We start from the raw sequence: 20,493 nt of genomic DNA, 5'->3' as shown, positions 1-20,493 counted from the left end.
GTTGGCAAACATCTTACCAATGCTTTGCACTATTCTTTCCACTGTTTTTGAGCCCACACAGCTAATTTTTCTCGGAATATTTTCGCGTTGTGTCTGACATCCACAGGAAAATCCGGATGAATTAGAAAACGTGAAATACCCATTGTATGTGTATGTTTTTCAGCGATATCCAGTAACTCTTGGTATAGCGCTTTAGTGTTTGAGCAACTCATGGCTTTATCAAGTTCGACACATAACAGTGGTTCGATATTGCCATTAATGTCAATATTCACCAGTGCGGAACGCTTTACTTGCTTATGGGTATTAAATACCCGCTCACAGGGAATTGAAAAGTAGCGTTTACTTAGGCGACCTTTTGCCGTTTGATCAACTCGATGGGCCTTGCGGCCACACATCCATAATTGCCCTAAGTCATCCAAGTAACCGACATCGCCCATACGGTGTCGAATACCGTCAGCATCAGTAATTTTGGCCAGCTTAGTTGCACTATCGCGATGATAATACTCACGGCTTACCATAGGTCCTTTGACGACAATTTCACCAATCTTTGCTACAGGCAAAATATCAGCTTCATCCCAATGGCTGATAACTGACTCAGTAATATCGATAATGCTGATCTCAACACCATCAATGGCTTTGCCCACACAAATACCTTTACCCGCATCGGTTGCGGCTGTGGTGTTAAACAGTTCACTGCTTGGCATCATGCTGATCGGCAAAGACTCTGTCGCCCCATAAGAGTTGAGCACCTCAACTGCGCTTGCCAGCATTTTGCTAAAACGCTTTATTGATGAAATGGTTGCTGGTGCGCCAGCTGAAATGACTCGCTGAACACTCGGTAATGTAAATGCTTGGTTTTGGGCTGCGGTTTTAGTTTCAGCAGCGGCGCCTAAGCGCTCCAGCAATGCTGGATTGACAAACATATTGCTGCACTGATATTTCTCAATCGCTGCGAACAAATACTCAGGGTTAGCCGTTATCGGTTTACTGGCATCCATCGCGGGCACAATCGATGCCATACCCAGCGCTGGGCCAAATAATGAAAATAATGGAAAGGTTGCTAAGTCGCGCTCACCGGGCTTAATGCCGTAATCATGTTTAAGGGCGCTAATTTGCGCTTCAAACATGCCATGTGAATACACCACACCTTTTGGGGTGCCAGTACTGCCACTGGTAAATAAAATTGCCGCCATTTGATCATCACTTAGTTTGACCATGGGGTAAGTTTTACCCGCCGATGAATCAGGCTGCGGCAAGGCATCAATACTCACCGCGCCCGATAACCAACGCTGGATCTTACTGCCGCCCACATTTAAGCAAAGCTTAACCGACGATTTACCCCAGCCTAATATTCTTCTGGCAATATGGGCTTTAGGGATACCAATAAATACATCAGGTTGTGACTCTTCAAAGCATTGCTTTAAGTTTTTAACCCCCATACCAGGATCAACCAAAATAGGAATGACGCCCGCTTTAAATAACGCAAATGTCAGCACAAAAAAATCAATGCTTGGAGTCACCATCAACACAGCTTTCATGCCAGCTTGAAGGCCAAAGGCATTTAAACGATAGGCAATATCATCAGATTGTTGGTTTAGGGAGCCAAAATCGACGTCTTGATAAGTTAAAGCGTGAGTGGCTTGATTGGCAGATGTCGCTGTTTGCACCGCGACAGCTAATTGAGAAGGAAAGTTATTTGCAGCATCTTGTAAATGCCGACAGATGTTAGCCGTTTTTAATGTCATAAGCCTGATGTCATTGGTTTATAACTTGGGCGTGATTAATCAGTATCTCATCACGCCCAAGATCGCTGTTTAGCTTTGCTGGTTATTAGCCATAAAGTTCTGAATAAGCCCAATGACATCTTCGCTAGCATCTTCAAGAATATAATGACCACAGTCATCAAACTCTCTTACTTGCGCATGGGGCATATATTGACGCCACTTTGCTAAAAAGTGCTTATCAAATACAAAATCCTGTAGCCCCCAACAAATCAGCGTTGGCACTTCAGAGAACTTAGATAAACTATCAGCAATATTTGAAACTAACTCATAGTTACGATCTTCAGGTTTTAATGGAATATCCTGCACAAAACGTAAGGTCGAAATCCGGTTTTTCCAGCTATTAAATGGCGCAACGTAGGCTTCGCGCACTGCTTTGGCCATTGGCTGACGTTTTACACCCACATAAGATGCAATCGATGAAAAGGCATTAAAGCCTCTGACCAAAAACGTCCCTAAAATAGTTTCGCGGCAAACCCATAATGCCCAAGGAAAAGGCTTAGATTCAGGCAAGTGAAATGCTGCAGTGTTTAAAAATACTAAGCGCTTAATGCGCTCAGGATAACGGGCAGCATAGCCCATACCAATCATTCCGCCCCAGTCATGAACCACTAAGGTGATGTTTTCTTTGACATCTAAATGATCTAACAGCGCTTCTAAATCATCAATACGATTTGCTAATGTGTAGTCGTATTGTGGGTCATCAGGCTTATCCGATAAACCACAACCAATGTGATCAGGCACAATACACTGATAATTGGTGCTTAATGCGCTGACCAAGTTACGGTAGTAATAACTCCAGCTTGGATTACCATGAACCATAACCACTGGCTCACCTTGGCCTTCATTAACATAATGAAGTTTATTACCACTGCGGTCTAAATAATGGCTATCAAAAGGCAACAGATTTTCTAACATGATGCTTCCTACAATTTTTATAATACTTATTCTATAACCAGCGAAATGATTACCACTTGATGCCCAGCATCATACAGTTCAACCCGCTGCCTATGCCTAGAAAGCTCACTTGATCGCCTAATTTTAAAAAGCCTTGGTCGTGGGCCATCGCCGCTGTTACAGGCAGCGAAACCGTGCCCATATTGCCCAAGGTTTCATAAGTTGGAAATTCTTTTTCATGAGGAATATTGAGAGCATTTAACACTTGTTTGCGGTTTGATGCGCCCACTTGATGACAAATCACTTTATCAACTTGATCCACTAACCACTCACGCTGAGTTAAGAAGTGCTCCCAAGTATGCTTAGCCAGATCAACCCCTTCTTTAAGTAAGGTGACCGCATCGGTACGCATAAACTCACGATATAACTTTTGACTGGTTTCTTGTAGGCCCCACTGACATAACTCGTGATGCTCAGGCGCCGATAAGTGGCTGGCACCTAATAGCTGATGATTACGAGTATTTTTAAGCGGTAAGCTACCGTCAGTTAAGATAACCGCAATCGCGCCAGAGCCACCGGTTAAGGTCGCTAGCGATTGGGCAAAATTCTGCATTGTCGGTTCATTGAGCATATTGTCGATAGTGACTTCAACAATATCGCGCGCCGATTCACAAGACACCACCATACCGGCTTTAATTTGCCCAAGCTCAATACGGTTAGCGATATCTAAAATGCCAGAAAGCACGCCCAAACAAGCGTTACTGATATCATAAATCGCCGTATCTTTAGACACGCCAAGTTCGGCAGCAACGCGACACGCAGTTGCAGGCTCATGTTGATCACGGCACACGCCTGTGTAAACAACGGCCCCTAAATCACTGACATTGATGCCAGTTTCAGCAACCGCTTTACGGGCAGCACTGATAGCGCCGTCAGATAAACGATAACCTTTTGGCCACCAGCGACGTTCCTTAATACCGGTTAAAGCGGCTAATTGCCCCATTGGAATACGAAACTTTTGATAAAGCGGCGCAAGACGAGATTCTAGGTCAAGGCTAGACACCACTTGGGGTGCTAACTCATAGGCCATACTATTAATAAAAACGCGGGAATATTTCATGAAACCGTATCAATCGCTCACTTTAAGGTCGCCTTAGGCAACCGAATTTATTGGTATTTGCTACTAACCCGCCATTTGAACAAGAAAAGCTTCAATATTCAATACAAAACCACAATTAGCAGTATATAAATCTACCAAAGCCACAGTTTATTGCTGGCGTATTAACTGTATCACTAAAGGGGTTAATCAAGAGGGTTTAAAATAAAAACTATTTAACAGTACCTTAGGAAACTATTCGAACAGAATTATTTGATTAGGTTAATTTTTCAGCCTGAATAAGCCAATTTCGGGGGGTGATATCGTTTGCACAAAATTCAACCGCTGCAACTTGATAACCCTGCTCTTGCAAAAAGCACATTCTATCCAGTAATAACCACTGCTCTAAAGCGTGCCTAAATAGGTGCGCGACTAAATCAATGCGCTGAGTTAGCCTTTGTCTCGCGACCCCTTTAGCAAGATAGGCATCAAAGTCAGTTACGCCGTCAATATTGACTTGCTTTTGCGCCCCAGCCCAATAACAAAACTCGCTAAATGATGCCGATAACTGGCTTCGTTTAACACTGGGGATCGGCAGATAGCGATCTGTGCCGCTAATATCACGCTGCAAGCTATCAAAGCCTAAACGCCAAGCAATTTCTTGATGTCGTAATGCTTGCTGCTTGTCATTGGCAATCACACTTTGCTGCAGCGGCAACTGTAAATCATGTCGCGATAGCTTAAGGCCACTGCTTTTTGCAGCATGGGATAGCGGCTGATAGTAGTCAGCTTGAATAAGATGATAACAACAAGGTGAAAACGAGATTTGTTTGGTGTTTGCCTGCGCGGCTAACTCCAGCAGCCTTACATGTAAATCACCACAGGCATGTAAGGCAATGGCATGTTGCTCTGAACTTAGCGGGTTAGCCCCTAATGCACTACTGGCTAAGTTAAACACATCAACACAATGAAACTGCTGCGACAATTGCCACTTGTCTGCAAACTGCTGGCCTTGCTCACACAGGCTTTGTTGCCACTCTAAACTGCTAACCTTAACTTGATGGGTTTTAGCAATGTAACGCCCTAAATGGCCTTTACCTGCACACCATTCAACAATCGGGCTTCCTTTAGGGATATGCGCAGAAAAAGCAGTTATTTGCTGCCACTTTCGGCCTTTGATATGGGCGCTGAAATGGCTAAGCTCTGTGTCTGATAGGCCTATTTCGGCACAGTTTTTTCCAGACAATTTGGCTTCTGATGTCGTGAGTGATACATCACCATTTGCCGATGCACTTAACATCGTGGCTAAGCCATCAATGTTGATCCCTAAGAGCTGCATATCTTGCATTAATGACGGCAGTAACGCTGACACCAAGGCCCCTTGAGCCACATCTAATGCCTCTATATCAGTATCAGCTATGGCCCAAACCTTTGCGGCTAAGCAAGGAAACTGCTCGGCCCAAGGTAATTGCTGACAATCAAAGGCTTTAACTTGCCACAAACTATTTAGCTTTAATAAGCACTCGCTAAGCTGGGCTAGCTTGGCGCTATTGTCGCTACAATTGTTAGCGTCTGTCGCGCAGTTCATGGCAATCTGTGTGCTCATTGGCATCCTATGGTTTATTGATGTGATTGATGATTTACACCATCATCAATCACAGTAACTACTCACTCGCTGCGACTTTGATAGCTGATTTAGGGTTGGATTTAGGGTCATATTTAGGCTCAGACTTTCTAACCGCCATGCGTTTACCTAACCAAACACCTATCGCTAGGGGCGCAAAAAATATCGCAATTAAGAATAAAATGAAATACACAATCACGCTTTTAATGAGCTCAATCACTTGGGCAAACACTAATTCAACGGTTTTTTGGGTTAGTGCATCCAAATCTTGAATGGCAGCGCTGCGCTCATCAGCAATCATTTGCACCAAAGCTTCTCGCTCGTGAACAATAATCAAGGCGAGTGACTCACGCTCTTTTGATAACTGCTGTAGCTTATCATCTGTGACATCACTGAGTTGATCTAATAATGGCGCTAACTCTACGCGCATATCACTGGCGAGCATGGTCATCATTTCTGGGGTTTGCTGCATTAACTGCTGGAATTTTTTAGTGGTTTCACTGATATTTTTAAGGGCTAATTCAATATCTGCGGCGCTCACATCAGCATGCAGTGCATACAACTCTGCTTTCCAGCCAAGAATTTTTGGCATCTGCTCTGTGGTCATCGCCATGCGATCAGACATATCGCTCATCACCTCAGGCATTGAACCGAAAGTGGTAATGGCTTCAAACTCTGAAATATTGCTAAAAGCTAACCAGGCATTAAAGGCGGTAGTACGGGTAAAGGTAATGTCCTCAAGCGGGTTTTCTGCCACATATTGGCTCACAAATGCTTGGTTATTTTTGAATTTTTGGCTGCTAATAAAGCCTTTTACCGTTGATGCGAATTGAACTGCTAATTTATCACTGGTATCTATGGCTAACTGCTGTTGTTCACCAAATAACTCGCTGCCTGCACCGGTTTCATAAAATTGCTTCATCTGCTCGGTCAGCACCCAAGTATCTAACATTGCCGCGACAGGAGAGGCTTGGAATATCGCTCGCTGCAAGCTTTGCTCAGCGTAAATTTTCCACATTAAGGTGTTGGCTCTAATGTTGTCATCATCGCTATTAGCTGCAATGCGGTCTGCGGTGGCTTCAATTTCAGCATAAAAACTATAGCTAAATTCACGGCTAAACATACGCATGTTTATCTGCTCTTTAGGTAACGGCTCTACACCACTTTCAAGCTTCACTTCTAACAGCGAACATGCCGTTAAACTTAAAGATAACAAGCCGATACTCATAAGACTGAGCAGTTTTTTAGAGATGATAATAAGGGGTTGAGGCTGAGCCACCCAGCAATGACGACTCAGGCTAGCAAGATTTTTTACAGCTAAATTAAACCATGATTTCATGGTACTCTCCACGCAATAGCGACACAATAAAGCAGCAAGTTGGCTATTTATTATAGCAAAAAACCAACTAAACACTGACAACAAAGCCATAGTTACAACCAATTAAACTTACAAACAACCTAATAAATTCAATAAACTACAGCTAGTCTCAGCCTAGTTTTATTTAATTAATTTGTCTATATGGTTTAATCAATAAATGGCGAGATTTTAGACACGATAAAGGATTAACAATGCACTCACCTTGCGTCGCCAAATGCGGCTTAAATGAAGCAGATTACTGCATGGGCTGTTTTCGCCACATCAATGAAATTGTCGGCTGGGGACAAGCCAGTGAAGAGAAAAAACAAGCGGTATGGCAACAACTGCCACAGCGAAAGGCGCAAATGAAAGGCGGCAGTAATAGCCAGATCATTAGCCGTGAGAAGTGGTTAAAAGCCCAAGCGGAAATTGAACAGCCTTAAATTGAAAAGCTTTGAATTGTAAAGCGGAGCAATAAAGCTTTCAGCCAAGCACAAAAAAGCCCATAAATATGGGCTTTTCATTTGAATATCAGCAAACAACGCTACTTTTTCATCATTGCTTTTAAGTCAGCAAATGGATTATAGGTTGCCGCTTCTTGCTTGGTTTCAGTGGTATTGCCATAACGAATTAACTCTTCAAATCGAGAATGTTCATTATCGTGGCAATACAAGCATAACAATTCCCAGTTAGAGCCATCTGACGGGTTGTTATCATGGTTATGGTCAACATGGTGTACCGTCAGCTCAGATAAATTCTTATGGGTAAACTCACGCGTACAACGGCCACAAATCCAAGGATATAGTTTTAAGGCTTGTTCACGGTAGCCTTTTTCACGCGTGGCTTTGTAATCTCTGGCTTCTGCTAATACTTTATCTAATTTACTTTGAGTAGCTGACATCGACTTTCCAATTTACTTTCATTACAAAATTACCCCAAGGATAAGCGCTGTTATCGGTTGGGGCAATGTTTTCTATCACAATTACACTGCTTGAGTAATACTATCGCCGCTTAAAACAAGCTGTCGCTAGTAAGTCACTAACTCAGAGTTAGATAAATGCTGGTAGTGTAAATAGCGCTCATATTGATTAACGATATCTGCAATAATTTGCTCTTGGGTATAACCCATCACATCGTAATGCTGACCACCGTGCTCTAAGAATACTTCCACCCGATAATAATCTTGCTCACTAGCAAAGCCTTCGACATCGGCACCATTCATGGTAAATGCGCGAATACGCAGCCCATAAGCAAACTGCAGGGTTTCGTTATTACCAATCAATAAACGTACCCTTTCATCATCTTGGGTGATAACCGCTGGCATATTTTTGGCTAAAAATATTTGCCTGACTTGTTCAAGTCCGGGCTTAGCTATGTTATCCAAAAATCGCTGGGCATCTTCTTGACTGGGATGAGACACCAGTACATCAATACGATCTTCCCAGCTCATGTTGGCTTTAGCAAATTGCACACTGGTATTGTGTTGCTGCACGCTTTCTAATTTCAAGCGATCATCTTGTAAAGCTTTATACAAGCCAAGGCACATCAATAGCATCACAATCATGATTGGCATTGCACTGGCAATGGCTGCTGTTTGTAACGCTTGTAAGCCACCAGCGAGTAATAATACGCTCGCGACAACCCCTTGCAGTATCGCCCAAAAAACTCGCTGGCCTACTGGCGCTTGTTCATTGCCGCCTGAGGTCAAGTTATCAATCACTAATGAGCCAGAATCTGATGAAGTAACAAAAAATGTTACCACTAAGAATATGGCAATGATGGATAAGACTGATGAAAATGGCAGGTGCTCAAAAAATCGAAACAAGGCCACCGATACATCATTAGAAACCGCATCCGATAGATAACTCGCCCCATGATTTCTGATCATATCAATGGCGCTATTACCAAATACTGTCATCCACAGGAAAGTGATACCCGTTGGGAAAAATAACACCCCGACTAAGAACTCTCGAATAGTACGCCCACGGCTGACACGGGCAATAAAGGTACCCACAAATGGTGACCATGAGATCCACCAGCCCCAATACAATAATGTCCAGCCACCAAGCCAATCATCTTTTTGCTCGTAAGCGTATAAGTTAAAAGTTTTACCCACAATATCACTTAAATAACCACCGGTATTTTGTACAAATGCTTGCAGTAACAGCACCGTTGGTCCAAGAACTAAAACTGCCACAAGCAATAGCAGTGCTAACGCAAGGTTAAGCTCACTTAAACGTTTAACGCCTCTATCTAAGCCTGCAAAAACAGAAACCGTTGCAATGGCTGTTATCGCCATAATGATAATAATTTGCACGGTTATGTTATTTGGCAAACCATCGATTAAATAACTTAAGCCTGAATTGACCTGTAGCACCCCAAAGCCCAATGAGGTTGCTACGCCAAACATGGTACCGATCACCGCAAACGTATCAACAGCATGCCCTATAGGACCATAGATACGCTCGCCAATGAGTGGATATAAAGCAGATCGCGGCAGTAATGGCAGTTTATGGCGATATGAGAAGTACGCTAAGCTTAAGGCTACTACGGCATAGATTGACCAAATATGGATGCCATAATGGTAAAAAGTAATCTTCATGGCATCTTTTGCAGCCTCCAATGACTCAGGCGTTGCATCAGGAGGGGCTAAATAATGCATCACTGGCTCTGCCACGCCAAAGAACATTAATCCAATACCCATACCTGCTGAAAACAGCATAGATACCCAGCTTTTAAAGCTGTAATCAGGCACGGAATGATCTGGACCTAGTTTGATGTCACCAAAACGGCTCATCATGACAAAAATAATAAAGATGAGGAAAATAGCCACCCCAACAATATACAACCAGCCCGCTTTAACTTCTAACCAACTTTGAATGGCTTTAAAAAATTGGCTCGCTTCATTTGGCCAAACGGCACAAATAAATACCATGACAAAAATAAGCAATACTGATGGGAAGAAAACCGGAGGGTTAATACTCGCTTTCTTAAACATGATTGAGACCTGTAAATAGGATAATGAACACAGCTACATAGGTAACAATTGCGCTGACAATTGCATAAGTATAGGCTTGTTCTATTGGATTGCGTTTAACGTAATCATTAAGGGGTAAATTTGTACTCGCGCGCATTGGGATTTTAAAGCACTATTTCTTAGTTGCTGAAGTGCGATTATCTGACGCCAACGTTTCATTAGCTGACGCTTCATCGCTAGTCGCATTGCCGCTAGCATTCGTGTTGATATCAGTATTGCCGTTAGCGTTTGTATTAGTATTGCCGTTAGCAATCGAGATCCCCGCGGTTAAATTAAAGCGCATTGCATCTTCAAATGACCAATCAACTTCAATTAAGTCTTCACGCTTGACTAAACTCGTCACCCCAGCCATTTGGTAGCTAAGCTGAAACAATACTGGTACCCAATCACCTTCCGGTAGCGCATCAGTGAGCGGCTTAGGCGCCTGTTGATTCATGATAAAGCCAACCACATAACCGCCATTGGCTTGCTTGATTAATACGGTTTTTTGATTCTTTGGCTTACCGTCTCGTTTCATTAAGTTCGCAATATCACGAATACTGCCATAGACAGATTTAAACAGCGGAAACTTCATTAATTGACGTTCAAGCCAAGCGTATAACCAAGCAAATGGGCTAAATGAAAATAACAGTCCTGAAATAAACACTAGCACTGCCACCAAAATAAATCCGGCGCCAACAAAGCTGTTTTCTAAATCAACAATATCCAGCAATAAATGGCCTAAACCATCTAAAGAAATAAATAATGACCAGAATAACCACAGACTCAGTGCCATTGGCAATAAGTTAGTTAAACCGCGAGAAAGGGTGTTTTTCATTGAGCCTACAAAACGAGCGAGGAATTACAGAAATTTTAACACAGTTTGCTATTGATCCAGCCTATCTAGCCCCCTTGTTGAGCAAAGGCTAATTAACTTTTGTGAGTTGGCTCACAGCATTAGCACTAGCAGCATAAAAGTGACAGCAATAAAAAAGTCCCATTAATCATAATGAGACTGTTATTTTTTGCTTGCAGGTAAGCATAGCTTACATGTTTAGATCTTTTTCCATCTCTTCATAGGAAGTATGGCGAACATCTTTACCTTTAACGAAATAAATAATGTACTCACAGATATTCTTACAGCGATCGCCTACACGCTCAACCGCCCGCGCAGCCCAAAGTACATCTAATACCCCAGGGATTGAGCGAGGGTCTTCCATCATATAGGTCATTAACTGACGAATAATCCCTTCATACTCTTTGTCCAGTTTGGCATCTTCTTTGTGTAACTCTAAGGCATTATCAGCATCCATACGCGCAAGGGCGTCCAAGGTGGCATGCAAAGTACGAGTGGCATGGCGGCCCATGTTTTCGATACTCACCAATAATGGCTGCTGATTGTTCAAACGTTTATCTAACGCCGCTTTAGCAATACGCACGCAAGCATCGCCAATGCGTTCTAGATCGGTAATCGTTTTGGTGATGGTGATAATCAAACGTAAGTCACTTGCCGCAGGCTGACGTTTAGCAATAATGCGGGTGCATTCTTCATCAATTGACACTTCCATGCCATTTACGCGGTGATCGCCATCAATCACTTTTTGAGCAAGATCGGCATCTAAGCTACCAAGAGCATCAAGGGCTTGTTCAAGTTGGCGCTCAACTAAACCACCCATAGCCAAAACACGGTTACGAATATCTTCTAATTCAGCATTAAACTGTCCAGAAATATGCTTATTTAAACTTTTGTTTTCCATTACTTTATTACCTTAATTATCGCTAACTTTCGCACCAATGACTTGCCATAAGCGCCAGCTTACTCACTTCGTTATGATTAACCGTAACGACCTGTGATGTAATCTTCGGTTTTACGCTTTTGCGGCGTGGTGAAAATGGTATTGGTATCCGCATATTCAATCAACTCGCCCATGTACATAAAGGCGGTTTGATCAGAAACCCGCGCCGCTTGTTGCATGTTATGGGTTACTATCACTACAGTGTATTTCGATTTAAGCTCAGTGATCAGCTCTTCGATGGTTAAGGTTGAAATAGGATCCAGTGCTGATGTGGGTTCATCAAGCAATAACACTTCAGGCTCAATGGCAATAGCGCGGGCAATAACCAAACGTTGTTGCTGACCACCCGATAAGCCAAAAGCATTATCGTGTAAGCGATCTTTCACTTCATCCCAAATCGCAGCGCCACGTAATGACACTTCTGCAGCTTCGTCTAGCTCGCGGCGATTACTCACCCCTTGGAGGCGCAGGCCATAAACCACATTTTCATAAATTGATTTAGGAAATGGATTTGGGCGCTGGAATACCATACCGACATTTCGACGCAGCTGAGCGACATCGACTTTTTTGTCATAGATGTTTTGACCGTTCAGTAAGATTTCACCACTGATTTTACAGGTTTCAACCAAGTCATTCATGCGGTTAATACAACGCAGTAAGGTTGATTTACCACAACCACTTGGGCCAATAAAGGCTGTGACTTGTTTTTTAGGAATTTTCATTCCAACGTTATATAACGCCTGCTTATCACCATAACGTAAATCAAGGTTACGGATTTCTAGGGCAGTATCCTGTGCGGGTAAGTTTGCTAAATCAATAATGTCAGATTTAGTTGCGCGTTGATCAATTGAAATCATGTTTGTATTTTCCTCAGGATATCGCTAATTAATGTTCTAGCGAACGGAATTTTTCACGTAAGTGATTACGTACACTAATTGCTGTTAAGTTAAGTGTCACAATCACAGATACTAATAAGAATGAAGTCGCGTAAACCAATGGTCTCGCCGCTTCAACGTTAGGGCTTTGAAAGCCAACGTCATAAATATGGAACCCAAGATGCATAAACTTACGTTCTAAATGCACAAACGGGAAGTTCATATCAATCGGTAATGTCGGTGCGAGTTTTACCACGCCAACTAACATCAATGGTGCTACCTCACCTGCTGCGCGGGCGACGGCAAGAATAAGTCCGGTCATAATCGCAGGGCTTGCCATTGGAATAACAATGCGCCATAAGGTTTCAAATTTGGTTGCCCCTAAGGCTAAGCTGCCTTGACGCACGGCACTTGGAATACGGCTTAAGCCCTCTTCCGTAGATACAATCACCACAGGTAAAGTCAAAATAGCCAATGTTAAGGCTGACCAAATCACCCCTGGTGAACCAAACGTTGGCGCAGGCAATGCTTCAGGGTAAAACAGCTGATCTAACGAGCCACCAAGCATATACACAAAGAAGCCCAAACCAAATACACCATAAACGATTGATGGCACACCGGCTAAGTTAATCACCGCAATACGGATCATCTTAGTAATAGGCCCTTTTTTGGCGTATTCATGTAAATAAATTGCGGCGATTACGCCAAATGGGGTCACGATAACCGCCATCAGCATCACCATAAATACCGTACCAAAAATAGCAGGGAACACGCCGCCTTCGGTGTTAGCTTCACGTGGGTCTTGGCTAATAAAACGCCCCATGCCCACAAACCAATGACCGAGTTTATCAACGATATTCATGTGATTGACATAGCTAACATCAAGCACGCTATCAAGTTTTAAGGTGACCTCTTCACCGCGCATATCACGCACAACCACTGAATCTCGAGCCGCTTTGTCGCGCAGGGCAAATAAGTCTTTTTCCATGACTAAGTAGTCTTGGTTTAACTGCTCTGCTTGGGCGTCCATCTCAGCTTTAATGGCTGGGGTGAGTTTGCCATCCAGTTCATATTTACGCTCTTTTAGGCGTAAACGCTCTAAGGCATAGTTCACTGAGCCAATTTCAGACTTTTGCAGTGCCAGCGCCTCATCAGCAATATCGACTGCACGCTTGATATGAGCGACTAACGAAGTTTCAATGTCCTCGCCGGTAATATTTAAGCGCTTACCGTCTTCAATGACTGCAATTGGATACCCGTAAAAGTTACCATTTTTAGTCCTTTCGAGCATGGCCACATCAGCTGGCTTTTCACGGCTGACAATATCGGTGCCAAGGATCCAGCGAAAATCTAAGCCAACAAATTCACGGTTACCGGTTTTAACTAAGTAACGAGTCACAAACTCGCCAGGATGTTCGTCAAACTGATGACCCGCTGCAATTAAACGTTCAGTGGGCACTTCTTCACGGTCGTAGATTTCACCAATTAGGGTTGTTTTAACGCCATTATTGTCTTCTAGCTGCCATTGATAAATATCGGCAGGCCAGAAGTAACTTAAGCCGCGCCACGCGATCAATAACAACAAACCCAGTACTGCAATCAAACAAATGCTCACCGCACCGCCGGTCATCCAAATCCATGGAGAACCTGATTTAAACCACTTACCCATTGCACAAACCTCTCAAGGCGATTGGCGAAATATTAAAAACTCTGTTCATCTTCATTCCTTAAAGTGAGCTATAACGTTCACGTAGACGTTGGCGTACCACTTCAGCAATGGTGTTAAAGACAAAGGTGAATACAAACAACACAAATGCCGCAAGGAATAACACACGGTAATGGGAACTACCAATGGCAGACTCAGGCATCTCAACGGCGATATTTGCCGCTAAAGTACGCATCCCTTCAAACACACTCCACTCAAGGATTGCGGTGTTACCCGTTGCCATTAATACAATCATGGTCTCACCCACTGCGCGGCCTAAACCCATCATAATGGCAGAGAAAATACCCGGGCTTGCGGTAAGCAATACCACGCGGGTTAATGTCTGCCAGTTAGTCGCGCCCAGTGCCAGTGAACCATTTGATAAATGTCGTGGCACTGAGAAAATCGCATCTTCAGCAATAGAGAAAATCGTTGGAATAACCGCAAAGCCCATCGCAATGCCTACAACAAAGGCGTTACGTTGATCGAATGTAATGCCTAAATCATTGGTAATGAACTGGCGGGTATTACCATCAAAGAAAGCAATTTCGATTACTGGACTAATCTCAAATGAGAACCAACCCACAAACAAAATCACTGGAATTAACATGATCTCTTGATAGGTTTCAGGTAAGCGTTGCTTCCATTTCGCTGGCAATCGACTCCAAGTAAATGCGCTGACAAGAATACTCGTAGGCAGTAATGTGAGTAACACTAAAATGCCCGGCAAGTGATCTTCAATCAGTGGCGCTAACCAAAGTCCGGCTAAGAAGCCCAAAATGACCGTCGGCAGTGCTTCCATGATTTCAATGGTCGGCTTAACCACGCCGCGCACTTTTGGCGACATAAAGTAGGCAGTATAAATCGCTCCAGCAATGGCCAGTGGCACGGCAAATAACATTGCATAAAATGCCGCTTTCATGGTGCCAAAAGCTAATGGCATTAAGCTTAATTTTGCTTCAAAGTCATCTGAGCCCGAGGTTGACTGCCATACATATTGTGGCTCTGGGTAACCTTCGTACCAGACCTTTTCCCACAAAGCACTCCAAGACACTTCAGGGTGAGCATTATCAACCGCGAAAATGTTGAGCTTATTATTAGCTTCAACCACTAAGGCGTTTGAACGAGGACTAAATGCCATCGCGCCTGGGTTGGCGATATCAAATGTTTCAGTGAATAAGTTGCGCTGACTGGTGGTATAAAGCAGTGATAGCTCACCTTCAGGGCTGACTACCGCAAAACTTTTACGGTAAAACTCGGTCGTCATGGCTCCCACTTTAGCGTCATTATCAAAGTGTCTGATTTTTTGATACAAACGGCCACTGCGACCACTGACTTGGAAATACTGGTCAATTAAGCCATTATCATAACTGACTAAAATTGAACTAGCGCCTGCTAGCAGCATCACTTTAGACACCACTGACTTACCATTTTTCACATCGATAACTTGCAACAAGCTGGGTTCGTCACTGTCGCGAATATCATAAATAAACAGTTTATTCGATGTTGGCAGGATCAATTGACGATGATCGGGGGTCATTAATGCCGTAAAGGCATTATTGGGCGCATCTTTGATATAGGTTAAATCTGAGTACCATTCAATTTCTTCGGTCATCATGTTTTCTTCGCCTTCAAGACGACTGAGCTTCCACGAGCCATTGTCATCTTGATAAGCAAAACCAACACGATTATCGATATAATCAAAAACCAGATTATTAAGGGCTTGGCCTTCATCCACCATAATCGGTGTTTCACCCAGTGGATAACGTAATCTTGGGGTAATGGTGCGCTTGTTATCTGGGTAAGTGACTCCAAAATCCACCCCAACGATTAATGCTTCACCCGTGCTTAAGCCTAAGGCAAAACGTTGCTCGTTAGGTTTCGCTTTAGCGCTACTTACAACCGTTGCGCCCTTAGGAAGCTTAGGTTTAAAGCTGGTGATTAACTGACGCCCTGCAACTGAATAAAAATCAACTTGGCCATCGACTAATACCCGATAAGCAATTTCATTTTGCTCATCACTGCCTACCATTAAGGTCGCGACGTCAGTTTGTTGATAGCTGATAGTTGAAATAGGCTCAACATCGGCGCCATCAAATATAGGTTTAATCACATACAATAAATAAAAGAAAATCAGCAACAAAGCGACAAATACCATGGTGCCACCCACAGTTACACCCACTTCAGCTGCCTTATCCATAAACGCTCTACGACTGGTTTGTCTGTTTGCTAACAAACTCTTCGCCGCAGAACCAGGCTGACTTACCTGACTTTCCATTAAGAACCTCTATAATTAATCGTTAACGATATTTCGCTATGATTGTTTGATTCGCTGTGTTACTAACTAAACTGTGCTTTTTACTTAAGCGAACTGTTTTTTATTTAAGCAAATTGCCAGTTTAAAAACAGCTATTTAGCTTGTGTTCATGGCAGGCTATAAATGCCATATTTTATTGAGCTGAATTATATGACGTCTTTATGACAGTAGTGTTACAGCAGATTTATTTGTTAAAATTTTGGGAGTTTATTTTATGCTTCGTTACCTGATCACACTTCAAGCACCTGATAGAAAAGGATTAGTTGAACAAATCGCCAATGTAATAAGTCGTCATAACGGTAACTGGCTGGACTCAGAAATGCGCCATATTGATGGCATTTTTGCAGCAATATTACAGTTAGAAGTATCGGCCCTTAAATGGGACGCATTATTAGATGCTTTAGAATGCATTGACGGCCTAACCTGTAGCTTTAATAAAACCAGCCAAACCCCTGTACCAATAAAACGTCTCAGCTTCAATTTAGTCGCTTATGACCGTGAAGGCTTAGTGCTGGAAATCTCAAATAAGATCAATGCCCTTGGGATCAACATCGAGCAATTTAGTAGCAAACAAGAAACCGCTGGCCACACAGGCATCGCCTTGTTCAGAGCCACAATGGGCTTGGGGTTATCTGATCCATGCCAAGAAGAACAACTTACTGATTCTTTGTATGAATTAGGTGATGATGTGGTATTAGATAAGCTCAGTAAAAGCGCTTAATAATCAATATATTTCAAGGCATTTAAGCGGCATATTCATAAGTATTGAAAGCTGGAGATGCTAAATAATGAGTCATGGCCAAGTCCATGACTTTTTTATCCCCTGCTTGAGCGCATTTAATGAGTATTTCTCCCTAAAGCCAATCTAAAAAAGCGGTTAATCTAACGGGCATTCATCTGGTAGACTGCATTACATAATCAACAATAACACCACAATATAAGAGAATATCGATGTTAGGCACCTTATCAAAAATGCGCACTCACCTTAATGAACAAGATGAAGTGCAGTACGAACTGCCGGTTGGCGATAATAGCGTTGCGCTAAACCCATTAATTGGTAAAACCCTAACCCTTAGCCATACTGGCAATATTTTCTGTTGTAATTGCGGTAAAAAAACCAAGAAGAGTTACTCTCAGGGCCACTGCTATGTGTGCATGCAAAAGCTGGCGAGCTGTGATTTATGTATCATGAAACCTGAAACCTGCCATTTTGATCAAGGTACTTGCCGTGAGCCAGAATGGGCGCAAACTCATTGTTTTGTGCCTCACTTTGTTTACCTGTCAAATACGTCAGGGATCAAAGTCGGCATTACCCGTTACACCCAAATACCAACGCGTTGGATTGACCAAGGTGCCACCCAAGGGCTACCTATTTTCAAGGTATCAACTCGCCAATTATCAGGTTTAGTGGAAGTTGAGTTTGCTAAACTCATCAATGATAAAACTAATTGGCAAGCCATGTTAAAGGGCAATGCTGCCGATGTTGATTTGGTGGAAATGGCTGAGCAGTTAATCCCTGAAGTTGAACAGCGACTACTGGAGATCAAACAAGATAACCCAGACTTTATTATCGAAAGATTGGATAATGCAATTCAAAGTATTCGCTTCCCAATGAGCGAGTTTCCTAAAAAAGTAAAATCACATAACTTTGATAAAACCCCTGAGGTTAGCGGGACTCTACAAGGTATCAAAGGCCAATATTTAATCTTTGACACTGGGGTGATCAATATCCGTAAATTCTCATCTTACGAAGTTAATGTCACTGTATAGCGGATTCATTAAGCCAAGTAATTAATAAATAATCACTTATAGACAGTTAATAAAAAACCGCCAACATCACTGTTGGCGGTTTTTATTTTTTAGCCACTGATTGTTAACTGCGCTCATATCCAAAGCCATCATTTTACATGCATGAGTTTAATAGCTTGTGCGAGCAGGAATGGCGCTTAGCATCATAGTGGTTAATTTATCAAAACGTTGTTCTCGATTTTTAACCGGTTTATCTGTATCTGTAAACCCTTGGGCTAGCACTCGCCATATAGGCTGCTGACTCTGAGGGCTAAACACCGCAACTAACACTGAGCCTTTTTCGAATTCGTCATCAACACCTTCTGTTGATAACCCGGCGACTAAGCCCGCTTTTTCTAAAATTTCTTGGTCACTCATTTCTGATTCCAAGGTCATGCCAAAACCCACAACGATATTGGGAAATTGGCTTTCATCCACCAAAGAATAGCCTTTTTTATCCATAATTTTGGTAATTGACTGCCGCATATGGCGGATTAGTTCTTCATCATCTAGCTTATTATTGGTGTGAACTGTAAACATAGTTGGGTGCCAAGCAAAAGTTTTTGCATTGGCTGTTATTGTGGTTAAATCACCTGTGGTCACCATAGTAATGCTTGTTGGTGCATGAATATCAGGGGCTGGTTTACTGGTACAAGCCGCCAATAAAACTGCCAATACACTCACCCATAACAACAGTTGTTTCTTTATCATTTAAGCCTCAACTTTCTATTTAACTAGCCGACGAACCTACCAAGCTGCATAACAGAAATCCTGTTAATAATTATAAAACTAACATATAAACCATAACCTAACCTGACTGAAATTCAACGAGATCACAAGCTTAATAGCCAGTAATCACCACCAAAGCACTTATCAAATAAAACATAGGCGCAACGCCAGTGCCACCCAATCTCATCATTTAGTAAACCAATGTAACCAGCAAAAAAATACTGGCGCTGTCAATTGCATCATTCAGGGATTAATTTTCACTAGGTTACTGTTTAAATTAAGGCTAATATGCAGTTCAAAATCTTTTCTCTCATACTCCAAAACAAAACCATATATGGAATTAATTTTTACTATTGCATTATTCGCCTTTTCAGCCGGTATAACCCCTGGGCCAAACAATATTATGTTGATGACCTCTGGAGTGAACTTTGGCGTTAAACGCAGTATTCCCCACTTGATGGGTATTTCTTTGGGCTTTCCGACCATGATACTGGCCATTGGTCTGGGGTTAAGTAGCTTATTTCAAAGCTACCCCATCATGCACCAAATTATAAAAGTTGTTGGGATCACTTACTTACTTTACCTTTCTTGGCTAATTGCTAACAGCAACAGTAATTTAGAAGGTAAACAAACCAGTAAACCCTTTAGCTTTATACAAGCAGCAGCCTTTCAATGGGTCAATCCTAAAGGCTGGATTATTGCTATTGGTACCATTGCGACTTTCACTACCATTGAGCAACCGTTAACACCTCAAGTGCTCACTATTGCCATGGTATTTTTGTGTATCGCACTGCCCTGTGGCTCTGTGTGGCTAAGTTTTGGGGTTGGGCTGAAAAAGTTATTAAAAAATCAACGACAGCAACGCATTTTCAATGTCTCGATGGCAGTGTTATTAGTACTGTCGATCATTCCGATGATCCTACCCAATAGTTAACCCAAGTAGTAACAATAGGTTTATATGTCTGAAATTAACCAAGTCGAATTAGAAACTGCCAACTGGGTTTCTAAAGTGATCATGAAATACAATATTTGTCCTTTTGCCCGCCGTGAAATCGAACGCAATAGCATTCGCTATTTCACTTGTGAACAAACTAAAGTAAAGCAGGTAATGAAGGATTTTTTAACTGAATGTCAGTATTTGGATGAAAATCCACAAGCAGAAACCACACTGTTTATCTTGCCTCGTGGCTTTGAAGGGTTTTACAGCTATCTTGATATTGTTGACTTGGCCAATGACAAGTTACTTGAGCATGACTATGAAGGGGTATATCAGTTAGCGAGCTTTCACCCTGACTATTGTTTTGAGGGTGAGCCCCAAGACAGCGCAGCAAACTATACCAATCGTGCGCCTTATCCAACCATCCATATTATTCGCGAAGCCAGTATGGAAGCCGCCTTAGCCGAATATAACGAGCCTGAAACCATACCAGAGCGTAATATTGCTTTTGCAGAAAGAAAAGGCAGCGACTTTTTTGAAGCCTTATTAAAGCAGTGCAAACAGAGTTAGCACTG

General features: G+C 42.5%; 17 protein-coding genes and 1 pseudogene. 5 read left to right on the top strand and 13 right to left on the bottom strand.

All coding sequences use genetic code 11. The annotated features are described in order from the left end of the window. Nucleotides 1-29: 29 nt before the first annotated feature. The 5 genes from oleC to BM739_RS09225 all read right to left on the bottom strand — a co-directional run bounded on the left by oleC (nucleotide 30) and on the right by BM739_RS09225 (nucleotide 6,737). Nucleotides 30-1,745 (bottom strand): olefin beta-lactone synthetase, encoded by a 1,716-nt coding sequence (gene oleC, locus BM739_RS09245; RefSeq protein WP_076539896.1) that lies wholly within the window; start codon nucleotides 1,743-1,745, stop codon nucleotides 30-32. A 69-nt stretch (nucleotides 1,746-1,814) separates the two neighbouring features. Continuing rightward, complete coding sequence (locus BM739_RS09240; protein WP_076539893.1) at nucleotides 1,815-2,699, bottom strand: alpha/beta fold hydrolase; 885 nt, start codon at nucleotides 2,697-2,699, stop codon at nucleotides 1,815-1,817. Between the two features lie 49 nt (nucleotides 2,700-2,748). Next, entirely contained in the window at nucleotides 2,749-3,798 is a 1,050-nt protein-coding gene (locus BM739_RS09235) for a 3-oxoacyl-ACP synthase III (protein WP_076539890.1), read from the bottom strand. Nucleotides 3,799-4,051: 253 nt separating this feature from the next. After that, nucleotides 4,052-5,380: a methyltransferase gene (locus tag BM739_RS09230; protein WP_254843524.1), complete on the bottom strand. Its 1,329-nt coding sequence runs from the start codon at nucleotides 5,378-5,380 to the stop codon at nucleotides 4,052-4,054. A gap of 58 nt (nucleotides 5,381-5,438) precedes the next feature. Next, complete coding sequence (locus tag BM739_RS09225; protein ID WP_368483155.1) at nucleotides 5,439-6,737, bottom strand: chemotaxis protein; 1,299 nt, start codon at nucleotides 6,735-6,737, stop codon at nucleotides 5,439-5,441. A gap of 230 nt (nucleotides 6,738-6,967) precedes the next feature. Here BM739_RS09225 and BM739_RS09220 point away from each other — a divergent pair, with 230 nt between their 5' ends. Then, nucleotides 6,968-7,198, top strand: a complete 231-nt coding sequence (locus BM739_RS09220) for a DUF1289 domain-containing protein (protein ID WP_076539888.1) — start codon at nucleotides 6,968-6,970, stop codon at nucleotides 7,196-7,198. Between the two features lie 101 nt (nucleotides 7,199-7,299). On the opposite strand, the gene BM739_RS09215 is transcribed toward BM739_RS09220, so the two are convergent. The 7 genes and pseudogenes from BM739_RS09215 to BM739_RS09185 all read right to left on the bottom strand — a co-directional run bounded on the left by BM739_RS09215 (nucleotide 7,300) and on the right by BM739_RS09185 (nucleotide 16,425). Further along, the gene (locus BM739_RS09215; protein WP_076539886.1) at nucleotides 7,300-7,656 is read right to left on the bottom strand and encodes a YajD family HNH nuclease; all 357 of its coding nucleotides are present in this window, start codon (nucleotides 7,654-7,656) and stop codon (nucleotides 7,300-7,302) included. Nucleotides 7,657-7,782: 126 nt separating this feature from the next. Next, nucleotides 7,783-9,753 carry a BCCT family transporter gene (locus BM739_RS09210; protein ID WP_076539883.1) on the bottom strand — a complete coding sequence of 657 codons (1,971 nt, stop codon included), beginning with the start codon at nucleotides 9,751-9,753 and terminating at the stop codon, nucleotides 7,783-7,785. A 292-nt stretch (nucleotides 9,754-10,045) separates the two neighbouring features. Then, nucleotides 10,046-10,609 (bottom strand): annotated as a pseudogene (locus tag BM739_RS09205) (DUF502 domain-containing protein); the annotation flags it as partial. Nucleotides 10,610-10,817: 208 nt separating this feature from the next. After that, nucleotides 10,818-11,528, bottom strand: coding sequence for a phosphate signaling complex protein PhoU (phoU, locus tag BM739_RS09200; RefSeq protein WP_076539881.1), 711 nt, complete (start codon nucleotides 11,526-11,528; stop codon nucleotides 10,818-10,820). Nucleotides 11,529-11,605: 77 nt separating this feature from the next. Next, a complete protein-coding gene (gene pstB / locus BM739_RS09195; protein ID WP_076539879.1) occupies nucleotides 11,606-12,424 on the bottom strand; it encodes a phosphate ABC transporter ATP-binding protein PstB in 819 nt (272 codons plus the stop codon). Between the two features lie 28 nt (nucleotides 12,425-12,452). Further along, on the bottom strand, nucleotides 12,453-14,111 hold the full coding sequence (gene pstA / locus BM739_RS09190) for a phosphate ABC transporter permease PstA (protein WP_076539877.1): 1,659 nt from the start codon (nucleotides 14,109-14,111) through the stop codon (nucleotides 12,453-12,455). 58 nt (nucleotides 14,112-14,169) lie between these two features. After that, complete coding sequence (locus BM739_RS09185) at nucleotides 14,170-16,425, bottom strand: ABC transporter permease subunit (RefSeq protein ID WP_076539875.1); 2,256 nt, start codon at nucleotides 16,423-16,425, stop codon at nucleotides 14,170-14,172. A gap of 253 nt (nucleotides 16,426-16,678) precedes the next feature. Between BM739_RS09185 and BM739_RS09180 the strand changes: the two genes are divergently transcribed. Further along, nucleotides 16,679-17,185: a glycine cleavage system protein R gene (locus BM739_RS09180; RefSeq protein WP_076539873.1), complete on the top strand. Its 507-nt coding sequence runs from the start codon at nucleotides 16,679-16,681 to the stop codon at nucleotides 17,183-17,185. 230 nt (nucleotides 17,186-17,415) lie between these two features. Then, nucleotides 17,416-18,234, top strand: coding sequence for a DUF2797 domain-containing protein (locus tag BM739_RS09175; protein ID WP_076539871.1), 819 nt, complete (start codon nucleotides 17,416-17,418; stop codon nucleotides 18,232-18,234). Between the two features lie 147 nt (nucleotides 18,235-18,381). Here the strand turns inward: BM739_RS09175 and BM739_RS09170 are convergent, their stop codons facing one another. Beyond that, a complete protein-coding gene (locus BM739_RS09170) occupies nucleotides 18,382-18,963 on the bottom strand; it encodes a DUF4136 domain-containing protein (RefSeq protein ID WP_076539869.1) in 582 nt (193 codons plus the stop codon). Nucleotides 18,964-19,315: 352 nt separating this feature from the next. Here BM739_RS09170 and BM739_RS09165 point away from each other — a divergent pair, with 352 nt between their 5' ends. Further along, a complete protein-coding gene (locus tag BM739_RS09165; RefSeq protein ID WP_076539867.1) occupies nucleotides 19,316-19,915 on the top strand; it encodes a LysE family translocator in 600 nt (199 codons plus the stop codon). 24 nt (nucleotides 19,916-19,939) lie between these two features. Next, complete coding sequence (locus tag BM739_RS09160; protein ID WP_076539865.1) at nucleotides 19,940-20,488, top strand: DUF1415 domain-containing protein; 549 nt, start codon at nucleotides 19,940-19,942, stop codon at nucleotides 20,486-20,488. Nucleotides 20,489-20,493: the final 5 nt, after the last annotated feature.

This window comes from Shewanella sp. UCD-KL21 (assembly GCF_001957135.1).
Taxonomy (GTDB): domain Bacteria; phylum Pseudomonadota; class Gammaproteobacteria; order Enterobacterales; family Shewanellaceae; genus Shewanella.
Note: the sequence above shows the minus strand (reverse complement) of the source record. Positions and strands in the feature narration are given on the sequence as shown.

Bases quoted from the DNA above. Each gene is read 5' to 3' on its own strand.
- BM739_RS09165 (WP_076539867.1), top strand. From the start codon at position 19,316: ATGGAATTAATTTTTACTATTGCATTATTCGCCTTTTCAGCCGGTATA.
- BM739_RS09210 (WP_076539883.1), bottom strand. From the start codon at position 9,753: ATGTTTAAGAAAGCGAGTATTAACCCTCCGGTTTTCTTCCCATCAGTA.
- BM739_RS09230 (WP_254843524.1), bottom strand. From the start codon at position 5,380: ATGAGCACACAGATTGCCATGAACTGCGCGACAGACGCTAACAATTGT.
- pstA (WP_076539877.1), bottom strand. From the start codon at position 14,111: ATGGGTAAGTGGTTTAAATCAGGTTCTCCATGGATTTGGATGACCGGC.
- oleC (WP_076539896.1), bottom strand. From the start codon at position 1,745: ATGACATTAAAAACGGCTAACATCTGTCGGCATTTACAAGATGCTGCA.
- BM739_RS09160 (WP_076539865.1), top strand. From the start codon at position 19,940: ATGTCTGAAATTAACCAAGTCGAATTAGAAACTGCCAACTGGGTTTCT.
- BM739_RS09175 (WP_076539871.1), top strand. From the start codon at position 17,416: ATGTTAGGCACCTTATCAAAAATGCGCACTCACCTTAATGAACAAGAT.
- BM739_RS09170 (WP_076539869.1), bottom strand. From the start codon at position 18,963: ATGATAAAGAAACAACTGTTGTTATGGGTGAGTGTATTGGCAGTTTTA.
- BM739_RS09240 (WP_076539893.1), bottom strand. From the start codon at position 2,699: ATGTTAGAAAATCTGTTGCCTTTTGATAGCCATTATTTAGACCGCAGT.
- phoU (WP_076539881.1), bottom strand. From the start codon at position 11,528: ATGGAAAACAAAAGTTTAAATAAGCATATTTCTGGACAGTTTAATGCT.
- BM739_RS09220 (WP_076539888.1), top strand. From the start codon at position 6,968: ATGCACTCACCTTGCGTCGCCAAATGCGGCTTAAATGAAGCAGATTAC.
- BM739_RS09180 (WP_076539873.1), top strand. From the start codon at position 16,679: ATGCTTCGTTACCTGATCACACTTCAAGCACCTGATAGAAAAGGATTA.
- BM739_RS09215 (WP_076539886.1), bottom strand. From the start codon at position 7,656: ATGTCAGCTACTCAAAGTAAATTAGATAAAGTATTAGCAGAAGCCAGA.
- pstB (WP_076539879.1), bottom strand. From the start codon at position 12,424: ATGATTTCAATTGATCAACGCGCAACTAAATCTGACATTATTGATTTA.
- BM739_RS09235 (WP_076539890.1), bottom strand. From the start codon at position 3,798: ATGAAATATTCCCGCGTTTTTATTAATAGTATGGCCTATGAGTTAGCA.
- BM739_RS09225 (WP_368483155.1), bottom strand. From the start codon at position 6,737: ATGAAATCATGGTTTAATTTAGCTGTAAAAAATCTTGCTAGCCTGAGT.
- BM739_RS09185 (WP_076539875.1), bottom strand. From the start codon at position 16,425: ATGGAAAGTCAGGTAAGTCAGCCTGGTTCTGCGGCGAAGAGTTTGTTA.